The following is a 23,566-nucleotide window of genomic DNA, read 5'->3' as shown; positions in this document are numbered from 1 at the left end:
GTAGTCAAAATTCAATGAGGATAAATTTTCAAGTTCAAGGCGCGTGATTGAGCAATAGCTGGCTATTGGGATTGAACGCAACGCGGAAATTGTAGATTGAGACCATTTGAAGATGAGAAGTCAATTAGTACAATTGGTATATACCCTGTAACAAAATACTGCCGCTTACCTCAATACTCAATGAGGTAAGCCATAGTCTTGCTAAACCCTCTTCTGATACACTGCAGAACGATTTGTAAAATAAATGTGAATTCTTAGTAACATTCCATATGAATTCACTAACATAATAGTCACTTCAACAAGCGAGACTCAAATGAAGAAACAAAGCCTTTTCTTGACCAGTATCTTGGTCACTAGCGTATTAGCCGGTTGTACTGGTAACAGTGTTGAGCAAACATCAGATAAAGTTGCTGCGGCACAAAAACAGACACAAAAAATCAGTTATCCTGTGACAAAAAAAGGTGACGTGGTTGATACCTTTTTTGGTACTGATGTTGCAGACCCATACCGATGGTTAGAAGATGATCGCAGTGAAGAAACAGGCGCTTGGGTTAAGGCAGAAAACAAAGTGACATTCGATTACTTGTCACAAATTCCATACCGTGGACAACTTAAGTCTCGTTTAGCTGAATTATGGAACTACGAAAAAATAGGCGCACCTTTTAAAAAGGGTGATTATTCCTATTTTTACAAAAATGATGGTCTGCAAAACCAATATGTCGTTTATCGTCAAAAAGAGGGCGGCACTGCTGAATTGTTTTTAGATCCAAACACCTTTAGTGAAGATGGCACCACCTCAATGGGACAGTTAAGCTTCTCAAAAGATGGCTCTATTGCCGCTTATGCTATTTCTGAAGGTGGAAGTGATTGGCGTAAAATCATCATTATTGATGTAGAAACCAAAAAAGTACTAGAGACTCCTCTGATTGATGTTAAATTCTCAGATATTTCTTGGTTTAAAAATGAAGGGTTTTATTACTCAAGTTATGACAAACCAGAAGGTAGTGAATTGTCGGCTAAGACTGACCAACATAAACTTTATTACCATGTATTAGGTCAGCCACAAAAAGAAGATAAAGTTATTTTTGGTAATACCGCTGAACAAAAGCGTCGTTATGTTGGTGGTACCGTTACCGATGATAATCGCTTCTTACTTATTTCAGGTGCAATTTCAACGTCAGGTAACGATCTTTACCTGAAAGATTTAACCAAACCAAATAGCCCATTACTCACCATTACTGATAACTTTGATGCTGATACCTACGTCATTGAAAATGAAGGCGATAAATTATTTTTAGTCACTAACTTAGGTGCACCAAATAAGAAAATAGTCACGGTAAATGCTAAAGCACCAGCCAGTAAAAACTGGACTGATTTTATTGCTGAAACAGATTATGTTTTAAGCGCTTCAACGGGTGGTGGTTTCTTCTTTACTGAGTATATGGTTGATGCCATTTCTAAAGTTTATCAATATGATTATCAAGGTAAGCAAGTACGTGAAATCAACTTGCCAGGTGTTGGTAGTGCTTCTGCCTTAGAAGGCGATAAAGACGAAAGTACTTTATATTACTCATTTAGCAACTACAAAACGCCAGGTACTATCTATAGCTACAACATAGATAAAGGTAATAGTGACGTTTACCGTAAATCTGGCGCTAAATTCGATAGCGATGCTTATGAATCAAAGCAAGTATTCTATCCTTCAAAAGATGGCACAAAAGTACCTATGATCATTACCTATAAAAAGGGTATTGAGCTTAATGGTAAAAATCCAACTATTTTGTATGGTTACGGCGGCTTCAATATTAGCTTAACCCCACGATTTAGTGTTTCACGTGCAGTATGGCTAGAACAAGGCGGTATTTATGCTGTTGCTAACTTACGTGGTGGCGGTGAATACGGTAAAACATGGCACAAAGCCGGCACTCAATTAGATAAACAAAATGTTTTTGATGACTTTATTGCTGCCGGTGAATACTTAATTAAGCAAGATTATACTTCTAGCGACTACTTGGCGATTAATGGCGGTTCTAACGGTGGTTTATTAGTAGGTGCTGTTATGACTCAGCGTCCTGATCTTATGCAAGTTGCCTTACCCGCTGTTGGTGTATTAGATATGCTTAGATACCATACCTTCACTGCTGGTGCAGGCTGGGCGTACGACTACGGTACGGCTGAGCAAAGTGAAGAAATGTTCACTTACTTAAAAGGTTATTCACCTGTTCATAATGTTAAAGCCGGTGTAAGTTATCCTGCGACTATGGTCACTACCGGTGATCATGATGACCGTGTTGTGCCAGCACATTCATTTAAGTTTGCTGCTGAATTACAAGCTAAACAAGCAGGTAACGCGCCTACATTAATTCGTATTGAAACCAATGCAGGTCACGGCGCAGGTACGCCTGTTTCTAAAACTATTGAACAGTACGCTGACATCTATGCCTTTACCTTGTTTAACATGGGTTTTACTGCATTACCGAAGTAAAATAGCGAAATAACGCGCTAGTTATTTTGGATGTTATTGGAAAAAGCTGATCTCGATCAAGTACTTGAGTAAATTACTCAGGTACTATTTCAACAAGTTCTAATGAATTCTATTTACATTTTTTAACTATCTGGAGTAATTTATGGGTTGTTGTGGTGGTTGTGGTGGCGAAGGTCACGATGAGAAAAAAGAGCAAGAACAAGCTCAAGATAAATCAACTGAACAAACTGAAGCTGCTGAAAAAGAGTAATTCACTCTCTATCATCTGTCGTTTGTAGAAATGCCGGTCAACTATCCTAGTTAGTTAATCGGCATTTTTTTGTGCAAATCTATATTAATTACTTATACCCGTCACCATTCAAAGAGCAGGATTTCAGTGGGAATTAAAATTACTTTAGGTAAGGAAGATAATTTAAGCATAGTTATTCTATGCTTTGATTATTTGACGCAGTATAAAGTCATTTAAAGCCCATCGAAGAAGCGCTTGAGCAAGATCACTTCATCGTTGCTGTGATTTATAAGGGAATAACCATTATTTCATCACAGCGCCTTGAATTGAAATTGCTCAAGCACTCTGAAACATGCATCTTGATTGGTAACGGGTATATACCAAACGAACTAATTACTTATGCTCTTTGATTAACGCGAGAAAGGGTTGTCCGTAACGGGATAACTTCACGTCTCCGATACCACTAATGCTGAGCATTTCACGCGATGTTTTTGGCTTTATACGTGCCAGTTCAGACAAGGTAGCATCATTAAAGACAATAAAAGGTGCGATATCTTCGCCATCAGCAATGGCTTTACGAAGTTCGCGTAATTTTGCAAATAACACACGGTCATAACTTTTTTGTGGGCTTTTTTCTTGCCAGTAACTGGCTTTTTGCAGACGCGGGCTTGCTAACATCAAAGGCTCTTGCGCTTTTAATACCACGCCCGACGCTTGTGTTAAGCATAAAATAGATTGTTGTTCGATATCTTGCTGTAAATAACCTAAGTGAATTAGTTGGCCAATAATTGAGAACCAGTAACCCACCGTTTTTCCTTTACCGATGCCAAAAGTAGAGACTTTATCATGCGCTAGCTGCTTAATTTTTTCAGTGAGCTCACCGCGCAAGACTGCAATAACATGATTAATATCACCTTGTTGCTCCACACGGTACACGCATGACAGTACTTTTTGTGCTTCTATGGTGCCATCAAACTGACTTGGTGGGTCTAAGCAAATATCGCAATTTCCACAGCCTTTTTCGGTATATTCGGCAAAGTAATTCAGTACCACCTGCCGACGACACGTTTGTGCATCAATAAAGGCATCCATGGCAGCAAAACGTTGCATTTCAACATTCACTCGCTGCGGATTATCGCCTTCACTAATACGTTTTTTAATACGCGCGACATCTTTCTCATCAACCAAAAATAGCGCTTCTGCATTTAAACCGTCACGACCCGCACGGCCAATCTCTTGATAATAAGACTCTAAAGTACGAGGTGGCTCAAAATGTATCACATAACGCACATTAGGTTTATTGATACCTAAACCAAAAGCAACGGTAGCGATCACTATTTGAATATTATCTTTGGTGAACCCTTCTTGTACTAGAGAACGAATTTCGTTTTCTAGTCCTGCATGGTAAGCAGCGCAGTTTATGCCACTGGCAGCTAAATACTTAGCTAGTTTTTCTACTTGCCAGCGGCTGTTACAATAAATAATACCGCTATCTTCACCCTTCTTTTTGATATAACCCAACAACTGTTTTTCGCCATTATATTTAGGCGCTAGCGTAAAACGAATATTGGGCCGGTCAAAACTATCAAGATGAATATAAGGATTTGGCAGCGCAAGTTGGTTCAAAATATCTTTACGCGTAGTCACATCTGCCGTTGCAGTTAACGCCATAACGGGCACGGTGGGAAAATTTTGTTTTAAGCACTGTAGCTTGGTGTACGCGGGTCTGAAATCATGACCCCATTGAGAAATACAGTGTGCTTCATCAATAGCAAATAAGCTCAATGGCAGTTGGTTCAAACTTTGTAAGAAGTAATAATTAGTGAGGCGCTCAGGGGCAACATACAGTAATTTAATTTCACCTCGTCCCAATCGAGCGAAAATATCACTAATTTCGCTTTGTTCCAAACTTGAATTAATAAAGGCAGCGGAGATCCCTTGCCTAGTTAAGCCATCTACTTGGTCTTTCATTAAGGCAATCAGCGGCGATACAACAACAGTAACACCGGGTAACAGTACCGCGGGTAGCTGATAGCATAAAGATTTACCACCACCGGTAGGCATTAAGACTAAGGAGTCCTGCCCTTGCAACAAGCTATTGATAATTTTAGCTTGTCCCTCACGAAAGCTCTCATAGCCAAAATAATGCTTTAAGGTATCGAGTAATAAGGCATTATTTTCTGCACTCAGTTCTGTACTGATTTCTGCACTGGTTTGGGCATTGGCAACGGAGGAATTCAAGAAGGTGTCGACTAATTTTCTTATGAGTAATGCCGCTATTTTAACTCAGCGTAGCCATGAAAACCTAGTACAGAAATTTTTTTTTATAACCCGAGTAAAATCATCGTGTTAATCAAATGAAACTGGGGGAGTACTGACAAGTTTACGCGGTGAAAAATCACCACTTAGCTTTAAATACTTGAACCGCTTCATGTCGTGTTATTATCCTCGCTCTTTTTATACCTTATAACTATGAACAAATACTCATGAGCGCATCAGCCATAAATCAACTTGAAGAAAACAGCAACCGCAATGGTGCACTAAGTGCGCTAAGTGCCTATCTGCTCTGGGGTTTTGCACCAATATATTTTAAATTACTCACCGCAATTGAGCCCGGTGAGATAATGATGCACAGAGTGATTTGGTCAACAGTCTTTTTGTTAGTGATGATTATTGTGATGAAAAAATGGTCACAGCTAGTGGCTATTTTCCAGCAGCCTAAAATATTATTGCAATTATCTTTATCGGCTAGCTTTCTTGCAGTGAATTGGTTTCTGTTCATTTGGGCAGTAAACAACAATCATTTGCTGGATGCTAGCTTAGGTTATTACATTAACCCCCTGTTTAATGTCATTCTCGGCATGATATTTTTTCATGAACGTTTGCGTCGAAACCAATTAATAGCAGTTGGTTTAGCGCTTGTTGGAGTATTGGTACAACTCATTGCTTTAGGTACTTTACCAATTATCTCACTTGCTTTAGCAAGTACCTTTGCAATTTATGGATTAATTAGAAAGAAACTCCCGATTAATTCCTTCATCGGGTTATTCATTGAATCATTGATGATGCTACCTATAGCTCTTATTTATTGGTTTTTCTTTGTCGAAAGCAGCACCAGTAATATGGCAATAAATGCCGCCAGTTTAAACTTTACCTTGATAATGGCGGGCATAGTGACAACGGCACCTCTATTGTTTTTTACTATCGCGGCTAAAAGATTAGCACTGTCGACCTTAGGTTTTTTTCAATACTTGGGGCCAAGTATTATGTTTTTGTTGGCGACGTTTTATTATCAAGAAACCATGAAAAGTGCTGAGTTAATCACCTTTGTTTTTATTTGGGCAGCGTTAGCGCTTTATAGCCTAGACTCATTTAAAAAGCGTACTTAAGCCGAAATTTATACCCATGAGACTTAGAGTATGCGAGTTTGAGGATACCTGAGTGATTCATAGGTATATGAGATTGAAAAAAAATAGCGCTTGAAAAAGCACTATTTTTTATTCACTGACTTTATAATATTCTTTGTATTAATCGGCCGAGACTATCTAATCGTCTAGTTCAGCACCAAAGACGACGATCTGATTGCGACCATTTTCTTTTGCTGCGTATAACGCATTATCGGCTTCATTCATTTGCTTAGAGAGCTCATCTTCGCTATCAAAAACCACCCCTAAACTTAACGTAATAGATATTGACGTATCGCCCGCTGGAATAGAAGACACCGCAATTTCTCGTCTAAAGTCATCTAATTTATCATGTAAATAATCAGCATCTAAGCCATGTAACAGTACGGCAAACTCTTCACCGCCCAAACGAGCGGTAAGTCCGGCGCCAAAATGTTTACGCATATAAAGTGCAATGACTTTTAATACCTGATCACCACTATCATGGCCATAGGTATCATTTACCTTCTTAAAAAAGTCGACATCTATCATAGCTAAGCAATAAGGTACTTTTTTATTGATATATTCTTTGATGCGAGACTCAGCACTACGGAAAAAAGCGCGGCGATTAGCGAGGTCGGTTAAATAATCGGTGTTAGCTGCATGCTGAATTTTAGCAATGTTATTTAAACTCTCGATATTTTGAGTAATGCGACAATAGAATTCTTCAGGGCAAAAAGGTTTACGTAAAAAGTCATCGGCGCCATTTTTTATAAAGCGCGCTGAATGAATACCATTACTCGCGCCTGAAATACCGATTACCGCTAATTGCTCACGGGTATAGACACGACGAATTTCATTGGTCAGCTCAATACCGTCCATTGCCGGCATCTCTAAATCAGTGATGACCATTTTAATATTTTTATGCTGAGCAAGTTTTTCTAAAGCCTGCACACCATTATTAGCGGTAATGACATTAAAATTACGGCGTTTTAATAACTCTACAATATGGTTTCGCGCAGAAGATGAGTCATCGACCACCAAAATGGTGTTTTTATTATTGGTTTGTTGCCAGTGTAAAACACGCTTTAAATAGAGGAAGGCTTGACTATTTTCTTTTGGAATATAATCAATAACTGGCTGTGATAATATTTTCTGGCGAGTTTCATCATCCATTTTCCCTGTCATAACGATGCTAGGAATACCATGGGATAAGACACAAGCTATCGCCTCACCATCTAGCGCATCAGGTAAGGCATAATCAATAGTCGCTGCAAAAAAATCAGTATCTGTTGATAAGATGTTTTCTACCTGCGCTAAATCAGTAGCAATGACCACCTCAAACTTTAACGAACGCGCTATCTGTTTGATAACAGTCGCTATAGGTTTACTGTCTTCTACTATTAATAATCTTTGAGACATCACGCTACCTTCTGATTTTAAGTTATACCAATCGAGCTAGTTTTTGGCTGATAGGCCCACTATGCAACAAGTCCCCAAATAAACGAGGACTCTCTCTACAGTTAAACCGCTTGTAAATTAGCGTATTCCACCACCAGCCACTTGCTACCAACATCAGCGAAATTCACTTGAATACGTGATTGAGCACCACTGCCTTCATAGTTAAGGACCACACCTTCACCAAACTTAGCATGCTTAACCTGCTGCCCCAACTTAAAACCAGTATTTTCAAAGGTTTCAAGTGTAAAGGTATTTGAAAATTTACCTACTTTACTAGGGCGCTTTACCTGAGACTGCATGCGAATTTCTTCGATACAATCTTCAGGTAATTCTCGTAAAAATCGGCTCGCTTTATGGAATTTTTCTTGTCCATATAAACGGCGACTCTCGGCGTGGCATAAATAGAGTTTGCTCATCGCTCTGGTCATGCCGACATAACACAAGCGACGTTCTTCCTCTAAACGGCCAATTTCTTCAACCGACTGTTGCGAAGGGAACATACCTTCTTCAAGACCCGCAATAAAGACCAAAGGAAACTCTAAGCCTTTAGCTGAGTGCATTGTCATCAACTGTACTGCGGCTTCAAATTCGTCTGCTTGAGATTCACCAGATTCTAATGCCGCATGGGTTAAAAATGCCGTTAATGGTGTTTGCTCTTCCACTAACTCAGGATCACTTTCAAAGGTTTGACATGCGGTGACTAGCTCATTTAAGTTTTCAATACGCTGTGCGGCACGTTCACCTTTTTCAGCCTGATACATGGCCTTTAAACCACTGTGATTGATAATAAAGTTCGCCTGCTGATCTAAATCTAAGTTAGTAGTATCATCTTCTAATTGTTCGATAAGTTGAATAAAGGCAGTGATCGTTTTAGCGCCTCTGCCCTTTAATTGCTCTGCTTTTAACATTTGCTGGCAAGCTTGCCACATTGTTACTTCCAAACCCCGTGCTGCGTCTCTCACTAATGACAAGGTTTGATTACCAATACCACGCGTAGGCGTATTGATAACACGCTCAAAGGCCGCATCATCATCACGATTATTAATAAGACGCATGTAAGCAAGCGCATCTTTTATTTCTTGTCGTTCGAAGAATCGTTGACCACCGTAAATTCGATAAGGCAATTGTCCTTGCAATAACGCTTCTTCAAGTAAGCGTGATTGTGCATTTGAGCGATACAATATGGCTATTTCATCAAGTTTACCGCCATCGTCACGCCATTGCTTTATACGGCCAGCGATAAAGCGCGCTTCATCAATTTCATTAAAAGCAGTATAAATTGAGATTTTTTCGCCCGCTTCTCCATCAGTCCACAACTCTTTACCCATGCGATTGTTGTTATTGCAGATTAATTGGTTAGCTGATTTCAAAATGTTAGCGGTTGAACGATAATTTTGCTCAAGACGAATAGTTTTCGCGTCATCATATTCTTGTAAAAAACGTTCGATATTCTCAATCTTAGCGCCACGCCAGCCATAGATTGATTGATCGTCATCACCAACAATCATCACCTTACTGCGAGCTTTGCCCAGCATAGTAAGCCAAGCATATTGAATGGCGTTGGTATCTTGAAATTCGTCGACTAGAATATGACCAAAACGTTGCTGATAATGATCTAATAGTGCTGGGTTTTTCAACCATAATTCATGGGCACGTAATAACAGCTCGGCAAAATCAACTAAACCGGCTCTGTCACAGGTTTCTTGATAGGCTTTATAAACTTTAACAAACAATTCTTCGGTAGGATCGAACTGGGCATCAATATGTTGAGGGCGCAAACCTTCATCTTTCTTACCATTGATATACCAAACAAATTGTTTAGGTGGCCATTTTTTCTCATCTAACTCTAATGAACGAACAATACGTTTAATCAAACGCAGTTGATCATCACTATCTAATACTTGAAAACTTTGCGGTAAATTAGCTTCTTGGAAATGCATTCTTAATAAACGATGCGCCAAGCCATGAAAGGTACCTATCCACATGCCGTGAGTATTACCATTGGTCACTTGTTCTACACGAGCACGCATTTCTGCCGCTGCTTTGTTGGTAAAAGTTACCGCCAAAATGCTATGCGATGAGATCCCCTCAACTTGCATTAACCAGGCGATACGTTGCACTAATACTCGAGTTTTACCACTGCCAGCGCCAGCCAAAATAAGCATATTTTGCTTTGGGGCTGCAACAACATCACGTTGCTTATCATTGAGAGAGTCGAGTAATTCTGAAACGTCCATAGGAATAACCTTTATTTAGGTGGCGAAGTTGAGGTGACGTAATTTATTGAAGTAGATATCAGTACATAAAAAGCAAAAGTATATCACCATTTAAGAGCAGGAGTGCATTTTACTGTTTATTATTACAGTACCCGCTCAATTTGGTAATCTATCAAATACTTAAGCTTTTCGAATTAGTTGTGACAGGTCGCTTACTAGGCTTAATTCAATATGAGGTATTTGCTGTAGGCTTTTACCCACACCGTATTGCGGTAACCAAGCAGTTTGGCAACCGGCATTTAATGCACCATGAATATCGGCAAAACCACAATCTCCGACATGTAATAACTGTTCAGGTAAAATATCGAGTTGCTGACAAACTAAGGAAAACATATCGGTTTCAGGTTTTTGTTTTAGCAAATGTTCACTTTCATCATGACAATTGCCTGTTTGAAAACCGGCATGATAAATATGTTGAAAATAATGATCAATGCCCAGGGCTCTGGTGTCTACATTACCATTACTGATTGAGACCAACGGAAACACTTTGCTTAAACTCGCTAAGAGTTCATGGCTTTCTTTGGGTACGGTAAAATCACTTCGTAAGTTAATGAAATAATCTAAGCCCGCTTGTGCTTCTTTTCTCGCTGCTTCTGCAGAGAGATTATGCGCCAGCAAACCTAAACGATAACTTTCAAAACGCAGTCTTACCACATCGTGAGAAATATCCTGATGTGCTTTTATCGCTTGTTGTCGATACGGTGCCCAAAAACGTCGATTAAAGACCTGCTTTGGTTCAACGAGTAGCTCAGGTAATAAAATGGCAAACTTTTCAGTAAAGTAATGCGCCATTTGCTGTTCAACCGACTGCATTATTGGTCGGTTATTATACAAGGTGTCATCTAAATCAAAACTAATGGCTTTAATCGCGGTTAAACGTCGGTAAAATTGCATAGTCTCACATAATCCTTAGAATTCTTACATTGATAACTGTTGGTGTAATAACTTGGCAACTAAGCGTTTGAACTGATTAAGTAATAAGGTATCCATACGCGGGTCGAAGTGATGAGCGTCTTCACTACCAATCGCTAAAAATCCAACGGCTTGTTCATCATGAGTTAGTTTAATCAATACTACTGAGCCTAAGCATGGCTTAGAGAAAATCAGGGTTTGTTCACTTTCTTGCAAACGACCAAAATAGTACTCGTCGTTAGTTAAGCGGTTTTGCATAACGCCAGCACAATCATTAGTCGACAAACTATGGTGAGCCACCTCGGTGTTATTTCCTGAAACTAACCACAATTTAAACGAGGATAAAGATAACAATTCTGTTGTCGCTTGATGTAAACAATCGAGTAATTCTTCCGCTGATTGACAATCCAGTAAGCGTAAATATAGATCACTATAAAGCACAAATAACTGCTCATTATGGTTAGCTACTGACATTAACTGAGTAATCTCATCTTCTAATCCATAGACTTTTTGACGCAGTTGCTGTTGTTGACGTTCCACTAAAGAAACAGTCCCACGTTGCTCATCATTGAGCCTTAAGCCAGTCATTAAGCTGTTATTGCGATTAAAAAACTCAGGGTTATCTTGTAAGTAACTTACCACTAACTCATCCGTTAATGGGATATCATCGCTATTGATAGCTTGTTGTACATCATTCATCTTGCTAGGTTCTTCTTTCATTGGATACTATTACTAATAAGGGATTGGGAAAGTAGCGGATTATATCGATATTTGACCATCAAATACGTGTGTTGCCGGTCCAGACATTTTCACTGGATGACCCGGTCCTTGCCAAAATATTCGCAATTTTCCACCTGGCAGTTCTACGGTGACTTGTTTCGCTAGTTTTTTCTGCATATAACCAATAACAACGGCTGCACAAGCACCGCTACCACATGCTAACGTTTCTGCTGCTCCACGTTCATACACTCTTAATTTAATATAATTAGGGCTAACAATTTCCATAAAACCGACATTAGCATCTTCGGGGAAACGCTCATGTACAGATAATTCTTTCCCGAGTGATTCAACATCGGCTTCTGCAACACTATCGACAGTCACTACACAATGGGGGTTACCCATTGAGACAGCACCACATAATACCGTTTCACTTTCACTACGCAGAATGTAAGTACCTTCTGTTTTTTGTGCAGTAAAAGGGATTTTTTTTGGTTCAAATTGTGGCACCGGCATAGTGACTGAAATATTACCATCACGCTCTATATGTAAGTTCATTTTACCTGTGCTGGTAGAAACTTTTATCTTATGTTTATTGCATAAACCTTTCATACGGACAAACTTTGCGAAACAGCGAGCGCCATTTCCACACTGTCCTACTTCACTACCATCGGCATTATAAATACGGTAATGAAAATCTAAATCTGGATCATAAGGAGGCTCAACCACTAATAGTTGGTCAAAGCCGACACCGAAATTTCTGTTGGCAAACTTAGTGATTTGTTCTGGCGATAAAAAAACATTTTGTGTGACATTATCAAGCACTAAAAAGTCATTACCTAAACCATGCATTTTAGAAAAATTGACTAACATTATTGTTGCTCTTTAACTTTATCTGTTGACTGGTTAGTTACTTGTTCTATTTGCTCAATTGGCTGTTGAACGGCTTGTTTTTTTTGTGATTCATCAAGCGTAGTCACTGATTGCTCTTGCGACTCAACACTTTTACTTATACTTTTCTCTTGGCTTTCATCACTTTGCGCTACCGTTTCATTTTTTGAAGTAACCGCTTGCTCAGGTGTTTGGTACAAATCACCTTTAATGCCACACGCAGATAAAAAAGTGACCGCAACGAAGGTCAGTAAAATTGATTTAAGCTTTAATTTTTGATGTAGCTTTTGATGTAAGTAATGAAGTCTATTGGTACGCATGATGGTTTTTTGCCATGAAAGTCGTTTAAATCAAGCTTTTTAGCTTAACTTAACCGCTCTGTATCTATATTTATTTTGTCTGATTGCTATTATACTCACATGCTTATCAACAATTATACTCACTTAGACAAATAATGTATTTAAAGGATAAGCAATGAACGATAGCCAATACAACTTGATCGCCGAAGCACTTCTTCTCGCTATAGAAGAGGCGATTGAAGACTCTGGTGTCGACATAGATTACGAAGGGGTTGGCGGGTTATTAACGCTGACTTTTAAAAATAACAGCAAAGTGATAATAAACAAGCAAGCACCCTTGCATGAAATATGGGTAGCAACAAAATTCAATGGCCACCATTTTGTCCTGAATAATGATAGTTGGACAGACAAACGCAGCGGTGAAGAGTTTTGGCAGTTTTTATCAAATGCCGTAAGCACGCAAGCTGAAACTGAATTAACGCTTTCAGCACAGTAATAATTATATATTTGGATAAATCGAATGAATAACACTACAGTACGAATTGCCACGCGTAAAAGCGCCCTCGCCTTATGGCAAGCAGAATATGTTAAAGCGCAACTTGAGCATTTTCATGACGGTATTAATGTTGAATTAGTGCCTATGACAACGAAAGGCGATATCATTTTAGACACGCCTTTAGCCAAAGTCGGCGGTAAAGGTTTATTTGTTAAAGAACTTGAAGTAGCAATGCTTGAAGACCGTGCTGATATTGCTGTTCATTCAATGAAAGATGTTCCTGTCGATTTTCCAGAAGGCTTAGGATTAGAAGTCATTTGTCCTCGTGAAGATCCCCGTGATGCTTTTGTTTCTAATACCATCAAATCATTAAGTGATTTACCACAAGGCTCTATTGTTGGCACCTCAAGCTTACGCCGCCAATGTCAATTAAAAGCAAGCCGCCCTGATTTAGATATTCGTGATTTACGTGGCAATGTAAATACCCGCCTAAGAAAATTAGATGAAGGTCAGTACGACGCTATTATATTAGCCGCTGCAGGCCTAATTCGCTTAAAAATGAGCGAGCGTATTGCACAGTTTATCGAACCAGAAGAAATGCTTCCTGCAAATGGCCAAGGCGCTGTTGGCATTGAATGTCGTACAGATGATGAAAAACTTAAAGCCTTATTAGCGCCATTAGAATGTGCGACTACCCGTATTCGTGTTCTTGCAGAACGTGCAATGAATAGAGCATTACAAGGCGGTTGCCAGGTTCCTATCGGTAGCTATGGTGTTATTTCTGCTGATGGTAAAAATATCCACTTACGTGGCTTAGTTGGCGCTGTCGATGGTAGTGAAATGATAGAAAGTGAAATCACCGGCCCTGTTGAAGAAGGTGAGGCGCTCGGAAATAAACTCGCGCAAGAGTTACTAAGCCGAGGTGCAGATAAAATTTTACAGCAAGTTTATTCAGAAAATGATATCAAAAACAGCTAAATCTGCCAAAAAAATGTCTCAAGTGACCCCACTTGAGACACCTATAAATGAGCAGGTTTTACTTATGCCAGTAAAACCACTTAAGGTCCTAATTACTCGACCTAAAGCTAAAGCTCAGCAACTCGCCTTGTTACTCAATCAACAAGGCATAGTTAATACCAGCCAAACCCTATTTGATTATCAAAAGAATGCTAGCGCTCACGACATAGCTACCGCGCTAGAAAACGCAGATATACTGATCTTTGTTAGTGTTGCTGCCGTTGAATTTGCTCACGCCAGCTATCCTCTACCTAACAACTTATCTCAAACCATTTTTGCTGTCGGAAATGCCACCAAAAAAGCATTACAAGCCATAGGCATGACCACCATTTTATCACCACCTCCACAGCAAGAGCACAGTGAGGGTTTACTTAAACTGCCACAATTGTCTAAAGTTATAGGTAAAAGGATAATAATCTTTCGTGGCAATGGTGGACGAGAGCACATTGCTAACAGCTTAACGCTACGTGGTGCTGAGGTTCGATATATCGAAAGTTACCAACGTGTATGGCGAACATTACCAATAATTATTGCTGAGCAATGGCGAGCACAAAAAATTAACTGTATTGTCGTTACCAGTAACGATATATTATTAGCATTACTAAAGTACCTAGCCAGTACAACAAATAGCACAGATAATTATTGGCAATCTCAATGTTTGTGGGTTGTGGTCAGTGATCGCATTGAAAAAAATGCCAAAGCCTTAGGCTTAAAACGGGTCATTAATACCCATGGCGCCAGCTCTCAAATACTCTGTAATACGTTACAAGCACTCTCTTGTTCGTAAGCCTATTTATAAAGTAAATAACGATGGAATATAGAATTATGTCGGATAATGAAGTCCCTAAAAACACACTATCGGATAATAGCGATACCGAGAAAAAACAGGACGCTACACTCCCACCTAGCAGTACTGCCAATAAAACTTCAGCTACAGAGAATGATAACGCTGATACTAAAAAAGCTACGCTTTCAAAACCTGAGCCAAAAAAATCAACGGCCAGTGCCGGAGCAAGGAAACCTTCCCCATCAAATACGCAGGAGACAGCTGACAAGCCTTCTAATAAAACGGCGATTATTGCACTAGTGATTGCCTCAGTGAGTATTTTCGCATCTATTGGTCATTATGTTTGGCAACAGCAACAAAGTAGCGCGCAACTATTAACGCTGAATCAACAAAACCAGCAAGCAATACAACAAAGCCAAGCACAGTTGAAAAGTAGCTTAACGGCAGAATTTAGCCGACAGTTACAGCAACAACATAGAACGACCAGTCAATCACAAGAGAGTGCTAAAAAAGCACACCTTGATAGTGATACTCAACTACAACAACTAACGACTCAGATAAGGCAGTTAGAGCAGCAAGTGAGCCTGCGTCAACCTAACGATTGGCTAATACATGAAGCAGAATACCTAGTTCGTGTAGCGGCGCGCACCATGTGGTTAGAGCGAGACACTAAAGCGGCTATCAATTTACTGCGTGATGCAGATAATCGCCTTAAAGAATTAGATCAACCTAAATTTTTACCCGTACGCGCATTAATTAATGAAGATATTGAAAGCTTAGCCTTGATGCCTACATTGCAAAATCAAGAAGCTATTTTGACCTTGATGGCCCTTAACAAGCAGGTGCCAACTTTAATGCTAGCTGGCGTAAACTTGACTGAAGCACTCGATCAAACGACAGAAGATCTTGCCTTATCTGATAATATCGGTGATTGGCAAGAAAACTTAGCCAAAACCTGGCATAAATTCCTCAACGACTTCATCACTGTTCGCAGAAGAACAGGTATGGTTGAGCCACTAATGGCGCCGGATCAACAACAACACTTAAAGCAAAATTTAAGTCTAAAAATACAACTGGTGCAATGGGCGGCTAGTGAGCAAAAAGAAGAAATTTATCAACAAACTCTGCTTGATATTCAGCAATGGTTAAATGAATTCTTCGATATGAACTTGCCTGTAAACAAAAGGTTCTATCAATCGATAGAACAGCTCAAGCAACAGACTATTCATTATGACTACCCAAGTGATTTACGTTCATTAGTGGCAATAAAACGTTTGCTGCAAGATTCCAAGCAAGTAACGAAACCGCAAACGTCTAAGTCAAAAAGTGTAAAAGTTGAACAAACGGAAAAACAGGTTGTTGAACAACTTGCTGAACCCTCATCAGCACCAAAAGATAGCCCTAAACCTGAAAGTGAAAAAGCGAGTGGAGGTCAGTTATGATCCGCATTATCATTGCCTTAATCATCTTTTTCAGTGTGATGGCAATAAGCCCTTTTTTAATCGATGAAAAAGGTTACATTCTTATTGCTATGGGTAACACCACCATTGAGTTAACCGTATTATCAGCTGGTATTATGTTAACGCTACTCTTTATTGCGCTAGTTATTAGTTTAAAACTATTACGCGGTGGTTTAAATATTAGCTTTGGTACCTGGAATAAGCTTGCTTTTGCCGGACAACGTCGTGGCATTGCCAACTTCAATAAGGGTCTTGCCGCGTATATGTTAGAGGATTATAGCCAAGCAGAAGCGTTATTTGCTAAAAGTGCTATTCCATCTAAAAGAAAACAAAGCGCTTACCTACTTGCTGCCTCGGCATCTGCAAAGTTAGACTTAAATAGTAATACCAATCACTATTTAGCATTACTTGAAAAAGAAACCGTTAAACTCAAAGACGTTGGTTTAGAAAGTGTCATTGTTAATATTAAATTGTTAATGAACCAAGATAAAACTGAAACCTACGCTAAAGCCCGTGCGCTAATTGATGAAAACCACAAACAAATTGGCCATGACGCCCGCTTATTGGCACTTGAAATTGATTTATGCATCATAGAGCAACGCTTTGCACAAGCCGTGCAATACATAGCAGCGGCGCGTAAAGAAAAGACAATTCTGGATGAAACGGTTCAAACGTGGGAGCAACTCGCCTATTACGGTAGCTTTAATGAAAGCATCAAACAGCATGATAGCGAAGTACTGCACGATAATTGGAATGGTCTGAGCCGTAAGGTTAAACAACGAGAAGCTGTGTTATTTGCTTACTGTAAAGTATTAACCGAAAACGAAATCACCGAGCCGTTAAATAAGTTATTAGTACCGCTTTTTAAAAAATCACCCAGTGGCGACTTTTTAAAACAAATTCGTAATTTACCTATTAAGCGCGCCGATGAGTTAATTGCGATAGTTCAGAAGCAACTCCATAAGAATATCCATAGTGCTAAATGGTTGAGTTGTTTAGGTCATTTAGCCATGAAAAGTGAACAATATTCTATGGCAGAAAAAGCTTTTGGTAGCCTATTAAAACTAGAAGATACCGAATATGGTACGCAATATGACCGTCAGGATTTACAAGCGTTTGCACAAGTCCATAGTAAACAAGGGCAATTTCAAGCGGCTGATGCCCTGTGGTCAAAAGCAAACTCTCTATAAAAACTCAGGTGCTTGTTGAGCTATTGCTACCCCAGTAAATACTCAACAAGCACCTGACTGTACTTTACAGCTTATCCTTAGGCGCTGCTTCATCACACTTCTTACATTTTAAGAGATGGCCCAGCATACCTTGACGCCCCTTTAATGAAATGACCCAAGGCCGATTCGTAAAAGGAGGATTGTGTCTAACATGTTGGAAGTGCCCACAGGCAAGTTGCGCCACCCAATGGTGTTCTTCATCTTGATGATAACCACAAATGGCTTGTTTCATTATTTGTTCACTACATTAGTACCACTGGTTTGGTATTATCACATGGACTTACTGAGAAAAGAGCACTTTAAACTGCTTAGCTTTATCTTCACCATCAAGACGAGAGAACTTCATCAACAAATCGTCTTTACCATCGCCATTTAAATCTTCAACCATCACCAGATTGCCATCTTTTGGTATTTGAGTATCATAACTAACACTACGTTTTTTAAATGATTTTTTCTTCTTATTGGTTTTTATACCTAGGTATATTTTCAACTCATCGTCATCATCCGATAAAACAAGCTCTTTCAACCCATCCCCGTTTAAGTCTGCTAACTTAACAATAGCACTACCACTTTGCCCAGAGGTTAAGCTAAAGGTGAGTTCTACCCCTTTTTTAATCGCCGGCCGGGTTGGGAATTTATCTTCTTTATTCATTTTAAAGACGTAAACATCTTGGTCAATACCACCGGTAACTAAAGCACCAATAATTTGCGATAGGCCAATATCAAAGCCCGCGAGCAATACCTCAAGTTTGTCATCATTATTAATATCAACAAACTCTAGACCTGTTAATGTGCCTTCTGCGTGAATAACGCTGTCAGCCTCTTGTGCATAGCCCAACATTCCTTGATTTTTATTACCGAGGAAAATTTCATAATCGTTCACGCGATCAAGCACACCTGAAGTTTTGGTATAGCGCACGACCATATCAGTCATACCATCAGCATTAACATCTCGCAGTTCTTCAATCTTCCTATATTCCAAATCACTTTGGTCTAATTGTTCACCGCTTTCATCACGTTTATTCCACCATTCAGTGCCACTGATTGCTTTATTGATCGTTATACTTGTTGCTTCTTTAGTAAAGTAACTCGCTCCATATTGTGAATAAACAAGCATTTCACCATCACCCACCACTAAGATATCCGTTTTATCATCAAAGTTAACATCACTAAAATATAGCTTGGTCTCGGTGTAACTTGCTCCTGCAGATAAAACACGGACACTGGGCATTATTGGCAATGTTTGTTTAGCAAACGTGTTCAACCCTTGCCCTATAAAAACATGAGTTTTATTAAAATCAGCAATGACGACGTCATCAAAAGCATCATTGTTTAAGTCTTGAATGAAGTCGCCTCGGCTAATAAAGTCCGCCTGTTCTTGAATATAGAGTGACTCTATCTTTGCCAACCGCTTAAATTTATTTGTTTGATATTGGAATAAAGAATCAGTAGAAAGGAAATAAATACTTTGTTGTTTCTCGTCCGTTTGCTTACTTAAATCAAAGCGATAAAAGGCTTTAGGCACGATGATTTTTTCCGCAACAACATATTGATTAGCCGTATGGTCTAACTGATAAATGATTAACCAACGATTACTCTGTTCATCAATAGAAAAAGTAACGAGCTCTTTCCCCTTACTTGGCAGTACATCTGCTGCAATAATTTCTTGAGTAAGTTTAAACGGTGAATTAATAACAACTTCATTAAATTCGACGGCTTTTGATTTTTTTGCTAACGCTGGTGAAGACATCACGCAACTGAGGGTAACAAGTAGGGCAAACAAGGTTTTGTTGTTCAACAGTAAAGGTTTTTTCATTGTATAAGCTTCATTTTGTGAGTTCCATATCGTAAGTCATGACTATCTTCTAAGAAATACATATTCAATACCATTCAAGATGCATGTTTCATTGGTGTTTGAGCTATTTCAATACCAGGTATAACAACGTAGTGATGTGTTTAGAACATAAAAAACAAATAGAGTTCCTTAACTAAAGGTGTTTCTAATTTCGGTTTAATCTTGCATCCTAAATGGCGACTGCTATGTATAACATAACCGAGTGCAATGGTAATAAAAAAAGCTGTTACATAATATGTAGCAGCTTTTTTCGTCATGCTTACGTTAACTAAAATCTACACAATAATATTGTCTTACCGACTGTGCCAACCTAACTATAACCGACGTAATCTGCTTGTAGTTTCTTAGCAAGCATGGCACTCATCATCGCCCTTAACGCTGCTGGTTTCACTAATTTACGCATATATCCCACATCTAAACTTCTAGCTTTATCTTCAATCCCAGGCTCCGTTGTCGCCGTGATTAATATTGCGGGTAACGAATGATGACATTGGCTACGTAAATCACTAATTAAGGTTAAGCCATCAACTTGTTTGCCTTGTGGGTCATCAGTTTGATAACCCAATTGATAATCTACCAGTAATATATCAATTTCGTTACTGTGATTAGCAAACTCTTCCAAGGCTGTTTCTCTAGAATCTGCTGCGAGGATATTACATTGCCATGCTGAAAGTAGCTCAACCATGCCACTGAGTACATCCGGATCATTATCAATACATAAAACAGTTATGTCTTTTAAAGCGACAGTAAAACTTGGGATATTAATATTACTTTGTACCAGTGGCTCAGCTTGTTCTACTTGCACAGAAAATTTACAGCCTTGCATAGTTTTCGATTGTAAACTTAACGTGTGTCCCAATAACTGCGCCAAACTTTGCGTGATGTTAAGCCCTAAACCTAATCCTCTACCCGCGTGATTATTTGGGGTATTAAGTTGGGTAAATTGCTCGAACACCACGACCTGCTTCTCAACGGGAATACCTGGCCCATTATCTAAAATTTGTATGATTACTTGATTATTAAAGACTCGGGCACCCAATAATACTTTGCCTGGGCTCGCATACCTAAAGGCATTACCAACAAGGTTTTGAATGATACGTCTTAATAAGTGCCTATCTGACTTCACCCATACTTTACTCACCGCCAAACGAAACTCTACTGACTTCTCGATCGCAAGGGCCGAAAATTCTTGCGCTAAATCTTCAAATAATTCATTCAGTGCGAATGCTTGAATATTAGCTTTGATGTTGCCACTTTCTAATCGCGCAATTTCTGCTAAATCAGCTAATAAATCGTTCGCCGCTTTGAGAGAGCGATCGATATTTTCGACTTGCCTTTGCTGATCAGTCGTTAAATTATTTTGTTCTGACAATGCTGAAGTAAATAATCTCGCAGCTTCAAGCGGCTGCATTAAGTCATGGCTACAAGCGTTTAGGTATTGACTCTTTTTCAAATGCGCTTGTTCTGCTTTCTCATGTGCCTTCGCTAGCGCTTCATTCGTTTTAGCTAACGTTAGCGTACGTTCATAGACGCGGGTTTCAAGATCAAGGTTTGCTTCTTTGAGGACTTGCTCCGCTTGTCGATATGCCGTGATATCAGAAAATAGCATGACAAAACCGCCACCAGGAAGCGGATTACCTTCAATGCGAATAGTTTGGCCACTCACTTGTTGCCGCTCCGAGCTATGCGGGCTACCTTTACGTAAAAAATCTAAACGACGCTCTACCTGTGACTCTATATCACCAGAGCCGCACAAACCTCGTTTCACGTTATGACGAATAAGGGCGGATATTGGGCTGCCCATATAGACTAATTCAGGGGGGTATTCGAATAAGTCTAAGTATTTTTTATTCCAAGCCACTAAGCGTAACTCATCATCAACAATCGAAATGCCCTCACTCGCATTCTCAATGGCACTTTGTAGTAAATGTTGAGAAAATTCTTGCTGTTGACTCGATGCATCTTCAACAAGTACCGCCAGCTCTTCTAGGGCAATATCACGACCATCTAATGCGGAAGAAAGCACTAGTCGGGCCGAAGATGAGCCCATAACCGTTGCTAAGGTATTTTCGGTATGTTGGATCAATTGTTGATTATAAATGACATTGCCCAATTCCTTTTTATCATGCGATGATAAAAAGGAATTAAAGTTAGCTTGTGCTTTTTCCAAACCAACGAAACGCGAGGCTAATAGTTCTAATTCTTGTACATCAAGCTGCCTTTTTTTCTCAACTTTTAATAACTTAGGTGACTGCCACTCTAAAAACAATGACGCTTGAACTCTCTCTTGTACGCTTTGTCTGCTGATTTGAGACAAAGCCCACATTACAATAATGTTAGCGCCTAAACTAAATAAGGTCGCCGTGGTTTTAACAGGCAAAAAGCCTTCGGCAAAAGGCGAAGCATATAGACCAAACTGAGGTAAAAAGTTAAGAGTAAGCCACAGAATAAAACCCACTAAAATCCCTGCATAAACACCCATTAAACTAGCACGACGCCAATAAAAAGCAGCGATAAGGGCTGGTGTTAATTGCGCGAAAGCGCCAAAGGCCACTTCCCCTAATGAAGAGAGTGTATCTGGTGAAGCCATGATGAAAACACCATAACCTAACAAAATAACAAACAAAGCCAATAATTTTCTAATATTTAACAATCGCTTGCGAAAGTTATCATAGTCAGTCTGTGCTACTTTTTGACGACGATAAAGCAGAGGGAAGACAATTTCATTACTCAACATGGTACTCAAAGCAATAGAAGAGATAATGACCATAGAACTTGCTGCCGAGACTGCACCTAAAAAGGCAAATAAGGTCAACCATGTTTGTTGGGTAACGTCAGGAAGAAAGAGTACGTAAGTATCAGAAGGCACCGTATTACCAAGAAGCATTTGACCAGCTAACCCCAACGGCACAGCAAAAAAGGCAAAAATTAAAATATATATAGGGAAAACTCGACGACTTAGCCAAGTATCTCTTTGATCCTTAAGCTCAACCACCATGACTTGGAATTGCCTTGGCAAAGACAAGAAAGCCGCCATAACAATCACCAACATGGCAAACATTGACGTTACATTGTCTATGGTTAATTGCTGTTCTAATAATTCATCAGCATTGGCCTGCTGCCAAATATCTGCTGGCGAGTCATACAAGACAAAACAAACGAAGATACCTACCGCTAAAAAGGCCGCTAACTTCACTAAAGATTCAAAGGCAATGGCCAGCATCACACCTGGGTGTCGCTCAGTGACATCGATATGTCTAATACCAAATAAAACGGTAAACATAGCTAGAACTAAACTAACAACTAGACCGATGTGCCAGCTATTTAAGCTTTGGTCTATTTGAAGTTGCTGAAATGAATACACCATAGCTTTAAGCTGCAGCGCGATATAAGGCATGGTGCCAACGAGCGCAACAATTGTGACCATGATAGCGAGATTGTGAGACTTACCAAATCGAGCTGCCAATAGATCAGCAATTGAGGTTAAATGAAGTTTTAAACTAACGCGAATAATACGTTGGATAAATGGCCAAGCAAAAACGAATAATAGAATGGGCCCTAAATAAATAGGTAAGTGAGACAGTAAACTGGTCGATGCTTGTCCTGTTGTTCCTAAAAAACTCCAAGAGGTACAGTAAACCCCCAAGGTCAGTGCATAAATAATGCTCTGTCCCTTTCTAGCCAACTGGTGTCGGTATCGGTCACCTAAAAAAGCAATTAAAAATAATAGGCCAATATAAGCCAAACTTAACAGCACTAATTGCCAATTAGGAAACATAAACACTCACTACTTTTGATTTATACCAAGAGGACGATAAATGACTCCAATTAGCATTATAAGAAATTACCACAATGTGGATTCCCCAATATACCTAAGGTACCAAACAATAAAAAGATTATAGTGTATTTATTTGCTAGAATAGCGTTGAACCAAGGGGTGCGCTGTCATTTAATTATTTTTAACTGATTTGTCGCTGAGAAATATACTCTTTGAACCTGGGCAGAAAATTAGTTTACTTAATTTTTTGGCATAGGGATGGTGGATATCAAGTCCATTTATATATGACTT

At 39.3% G+C, this 23,566-nt stretch carries 17 protein-coding genes; 7 read left to right on the top strand and 10 right to left on the bottom strand.

Going from position 1 to position 23,566, the window contains the following annotated elements:
* Window positions 1-313 precede the first annotated feature (313 nt).
* Window positions 314-2,485: a prolyl oligopeptidase family serine peptidase gene (locus CXF79_RS05610; protein WP_101154278.1), complete on the top strand. Its 2,172-nt coding sequence runs from the start codon at window positions 314-316 to the stop codon at window positions 2,483-2,485.
* 622 nt (window positions 2,486-3,107) lie between these two features.
* Here the strand turns inward: CXF79_RS05610 and recQ are convergent.
* Entirely contained in the window at window positions 3,108-4,955 is a 1,848-nt protein-coding gene (gene recQ / locus CXF79_RS05605) for a DNA helicase RecQ (protein WP_232769086.1), read from the bottom strand.
* Window positions 4,956-5,200: 245 nt separating this feature from the next.
* Here recQ and rarD point away from each other — a divergent pair, with 245 nt between their 5' ends.
* The gene (rarD, locus tag CXF79_RS05600; protein WP_011040957.1) at window positions 5,201-6,103 is read left to right on the top strand and encodes an EamA family transporter RarD; all 903 of its coding nucleotides are present in this window, start codon (window positions 5,201-5,203) and stop codon (window positions 6,101-6,103) included.
* Between the two features lie 156 nt (window positions 6,104-6,259).
* Here rarD and CXF79_RS05595 read toward each other — a convergent pair whose 3' ends face one another.
* From CXF79_RS05595 to lptM, 6 genes are all read right to left on the bottom strand, one after another.
* Window positions 6,260-7,519, bottom strand: coding sequence for a diguanylate cyclase (locus tag CXF79_RS05595; protein WP_101154277.1), 1,260 nt, complete (start codon window positions 7,517-7,519; stop codon window positions 6,260-6,262).
* 101 nt (window positions 7,520-7,620) lie between these two features.
* Window positions 7,621-9,795 (bottom strand): DNA helicase II, encoded by a 2,175-nt coding sequence (gene uvrD, locus CXF79_RS05590; protein WP_101154276.1) that lies wholly within the window; start codon window positions 9,793-9,795, stop codon window positions 7,621-7,623.
* 159 nt (window positions 9,796-9,954) lie between these two features.
* Window positions 9,955-10,728, bottom strand: coding sequence for an HAD-IA family hydrolase (locus CXF79_RS05585; protein WP_101154275.1), 774 nt, complete (start codon window positions 10,726-10,728; stop codon window positions 9,955-9,957).
* A 24-nt stretch (window positions 10,729-10,752) separates the two neighbouring features.
* Window positions 10,753-11,466: a DUF484 family protein gene (locus tag CXF79_RS05580; RefSeq protein ID WP_232769085.1), complete on the bottom strand. Its 714-nt coding sequence runs from the start codon at window positions 11,464-11,466 to the stop codon at window positions 10,753-10,755.
* A 39-nt stretch (window positions 11,467-11,505) separates the two neighbouring features.
* Window positions 11,506-12,336 carry a diaminopimelate epimerase gene (gene dapF / locus CXF79_RS05575; RefSeq protein WP_011040952.1) on the bottom strand — a complete coding sequence of 277 codons (831 nt, stop codon included), beginning with the start codon at window positions 12,334-12,336 and terminating at the stop codon, window positions 11,506-11,508.
* On the bottom strand, window positions 12,336-12,674 hold the full coding sequence (gene lptM, locus CXF79_RS05570) for an LPS translocon maturation chaperone LptM (protein WP_101154274.1): 339 nt from the start codon (window positions 12,672-12,674) through the stop codon (window positions 12,336-12,338). The genes dapF and lptM overlap by 1 nt, the downstream gene beginning before the upstream one ends.
* A 154-nt stretch (window positions 12,675-12,828) precedes the next feature.
* On the opposite strand from lptM, the gene cyaY reads away from it, so the two are divergent.
* From cyaY to CXF79_RS05545, 5 genes are read left to right on the top strand one after another with little or no spacing between them, the layout of a single operon-like run.
* Entirely contained in the window at window positions 12,829-13,149 is a 321-nt protein-coding gene (gene cyaY / locus CXF79_RS05565) for an iron donor protein CyaY (RefSeq protein WP_011040950.1), read from the top strand.
* Window positions 13,150-13,173: 24 nt separating this feature from the next.
* On the top strand, window positions 13,174-14,127 hold the full coding sequence (hemC, locus tag CXF79_RS05560; protein ID WP_101154273.1) for a hydroxymethylbilane synthase: 954 nt from the start codon (window positions 13,174-13,176) through the stop codon (window positions 14,125-14,127).
* Window positions 14,108-14,953, top strand: a complete 846-nt coding sequence (locus CXF79_RS05555; RefSeq protein ID WP_232769084.1) for a uroporphyrinogen-III synthase — start codon at window positions 14,108-14,110, stop codon at window positions 14,951-14,953. The genes hemC and CXF79_RS05555 overlap by 20 nt, the downstream gene beginning before the upstream one ends.
* A 23-nt stretch (window positions 14,954-14,976) precedes the next feature.
* The gene (locus tag CXF79_RS05550; RefSeq protein ID WP_101154272.1) at window positions 14,977-16,395 is read left to right on the top strand and encodes a uroporphyrinogen-III C-methyltransferase; all 1,419 of its coding nucleotides are present in this window, start codon (window positions 14,977-14,979) and stop codon (window positions 16,393-16,395) included.
* Window positions 16,392-17,603 carry a heme biosynthesis protein HemY gene (locus CXF79_RS05545; protein ID WP_101154271.1) on the top strand — a complete coding sequence of 404 codons (1,212 nt, stop codon included), beginning with the start codon at window positions 16,392-16,394 and terminating at the stop codon, window positions 17,601-17,603. The genes CXF79_RS05550 and CXF79_RS05545 overlap by 4 nt, the downstream gene beginning before the upstream one ends.
* A 64-nt stretch (window positions 17,604-17,667) precedes the next feature.
* Here CXF79_RS05545 and CXF79_RS05540 read toward each other — a convergent pair whose 3' ends face one another.
* The 3 genes from CXF79_RS05540 to CXF79_RS05530 all read right to left on the bottom strand — a co-directional run bounded on the left by CXF79_RS05540 (window position 17,668) and on the right by CXF79_RS05530 (window position 23,275).
* The gene (locus tag CXF79_RS05540) at window positions 17,668-17,874 is read right to left on the bottom strand and encodes a DUF3565 domain-containing protein (RefSeq protein ID WP_011040945.1); all 207 of its coding nucleotides are present in this window, start codon (window positions 17,872-17,874) and stop codon (window positions 17,668-17,670) included.
* Window positions 17,875-17,922: 48 nt separating this feature from the next.
* Entirely contained in the window at window positions 17,923-19,458 is a 1,536-nt protein-coding gene (locus CXF79_RS05535) for an FG-GAP repeat domain-containing protein (RefSeq protein WP_101154270.1), read from the bottom strand.
* A gap of 349 nt (window positions 19,459-19,807) precedes the next feature.
* A complete protein-coding gene (locus tag CXF79_RS05530) occupies window positions 19,808-23,275 on the bottom strand; it encodes a hybrid sensor histidine kinase/response regulator (protein ID WP_101154269.1) in 3,468 nt (1,155 codons plus the stop codon).
* Window positions 23,276-23,566 lie beyond the last annotated feature (291 nt).

It is taken from the genome of Colwellia sp. Bg11-28, from assembly GCF_002836245.1.
Classification (GTDB): domain Bacteria; phylum Pseudomonadota; class Gammaproteobacteria; order Enterobacterales; family Alteromonadaceae; genus Colwellia; species Colwellia psychrerythraea_A.
Note: the sequence above shows the minus strand (reverse complement) of the source record. Positions and strands in the feature narration are given on the sequence as shown.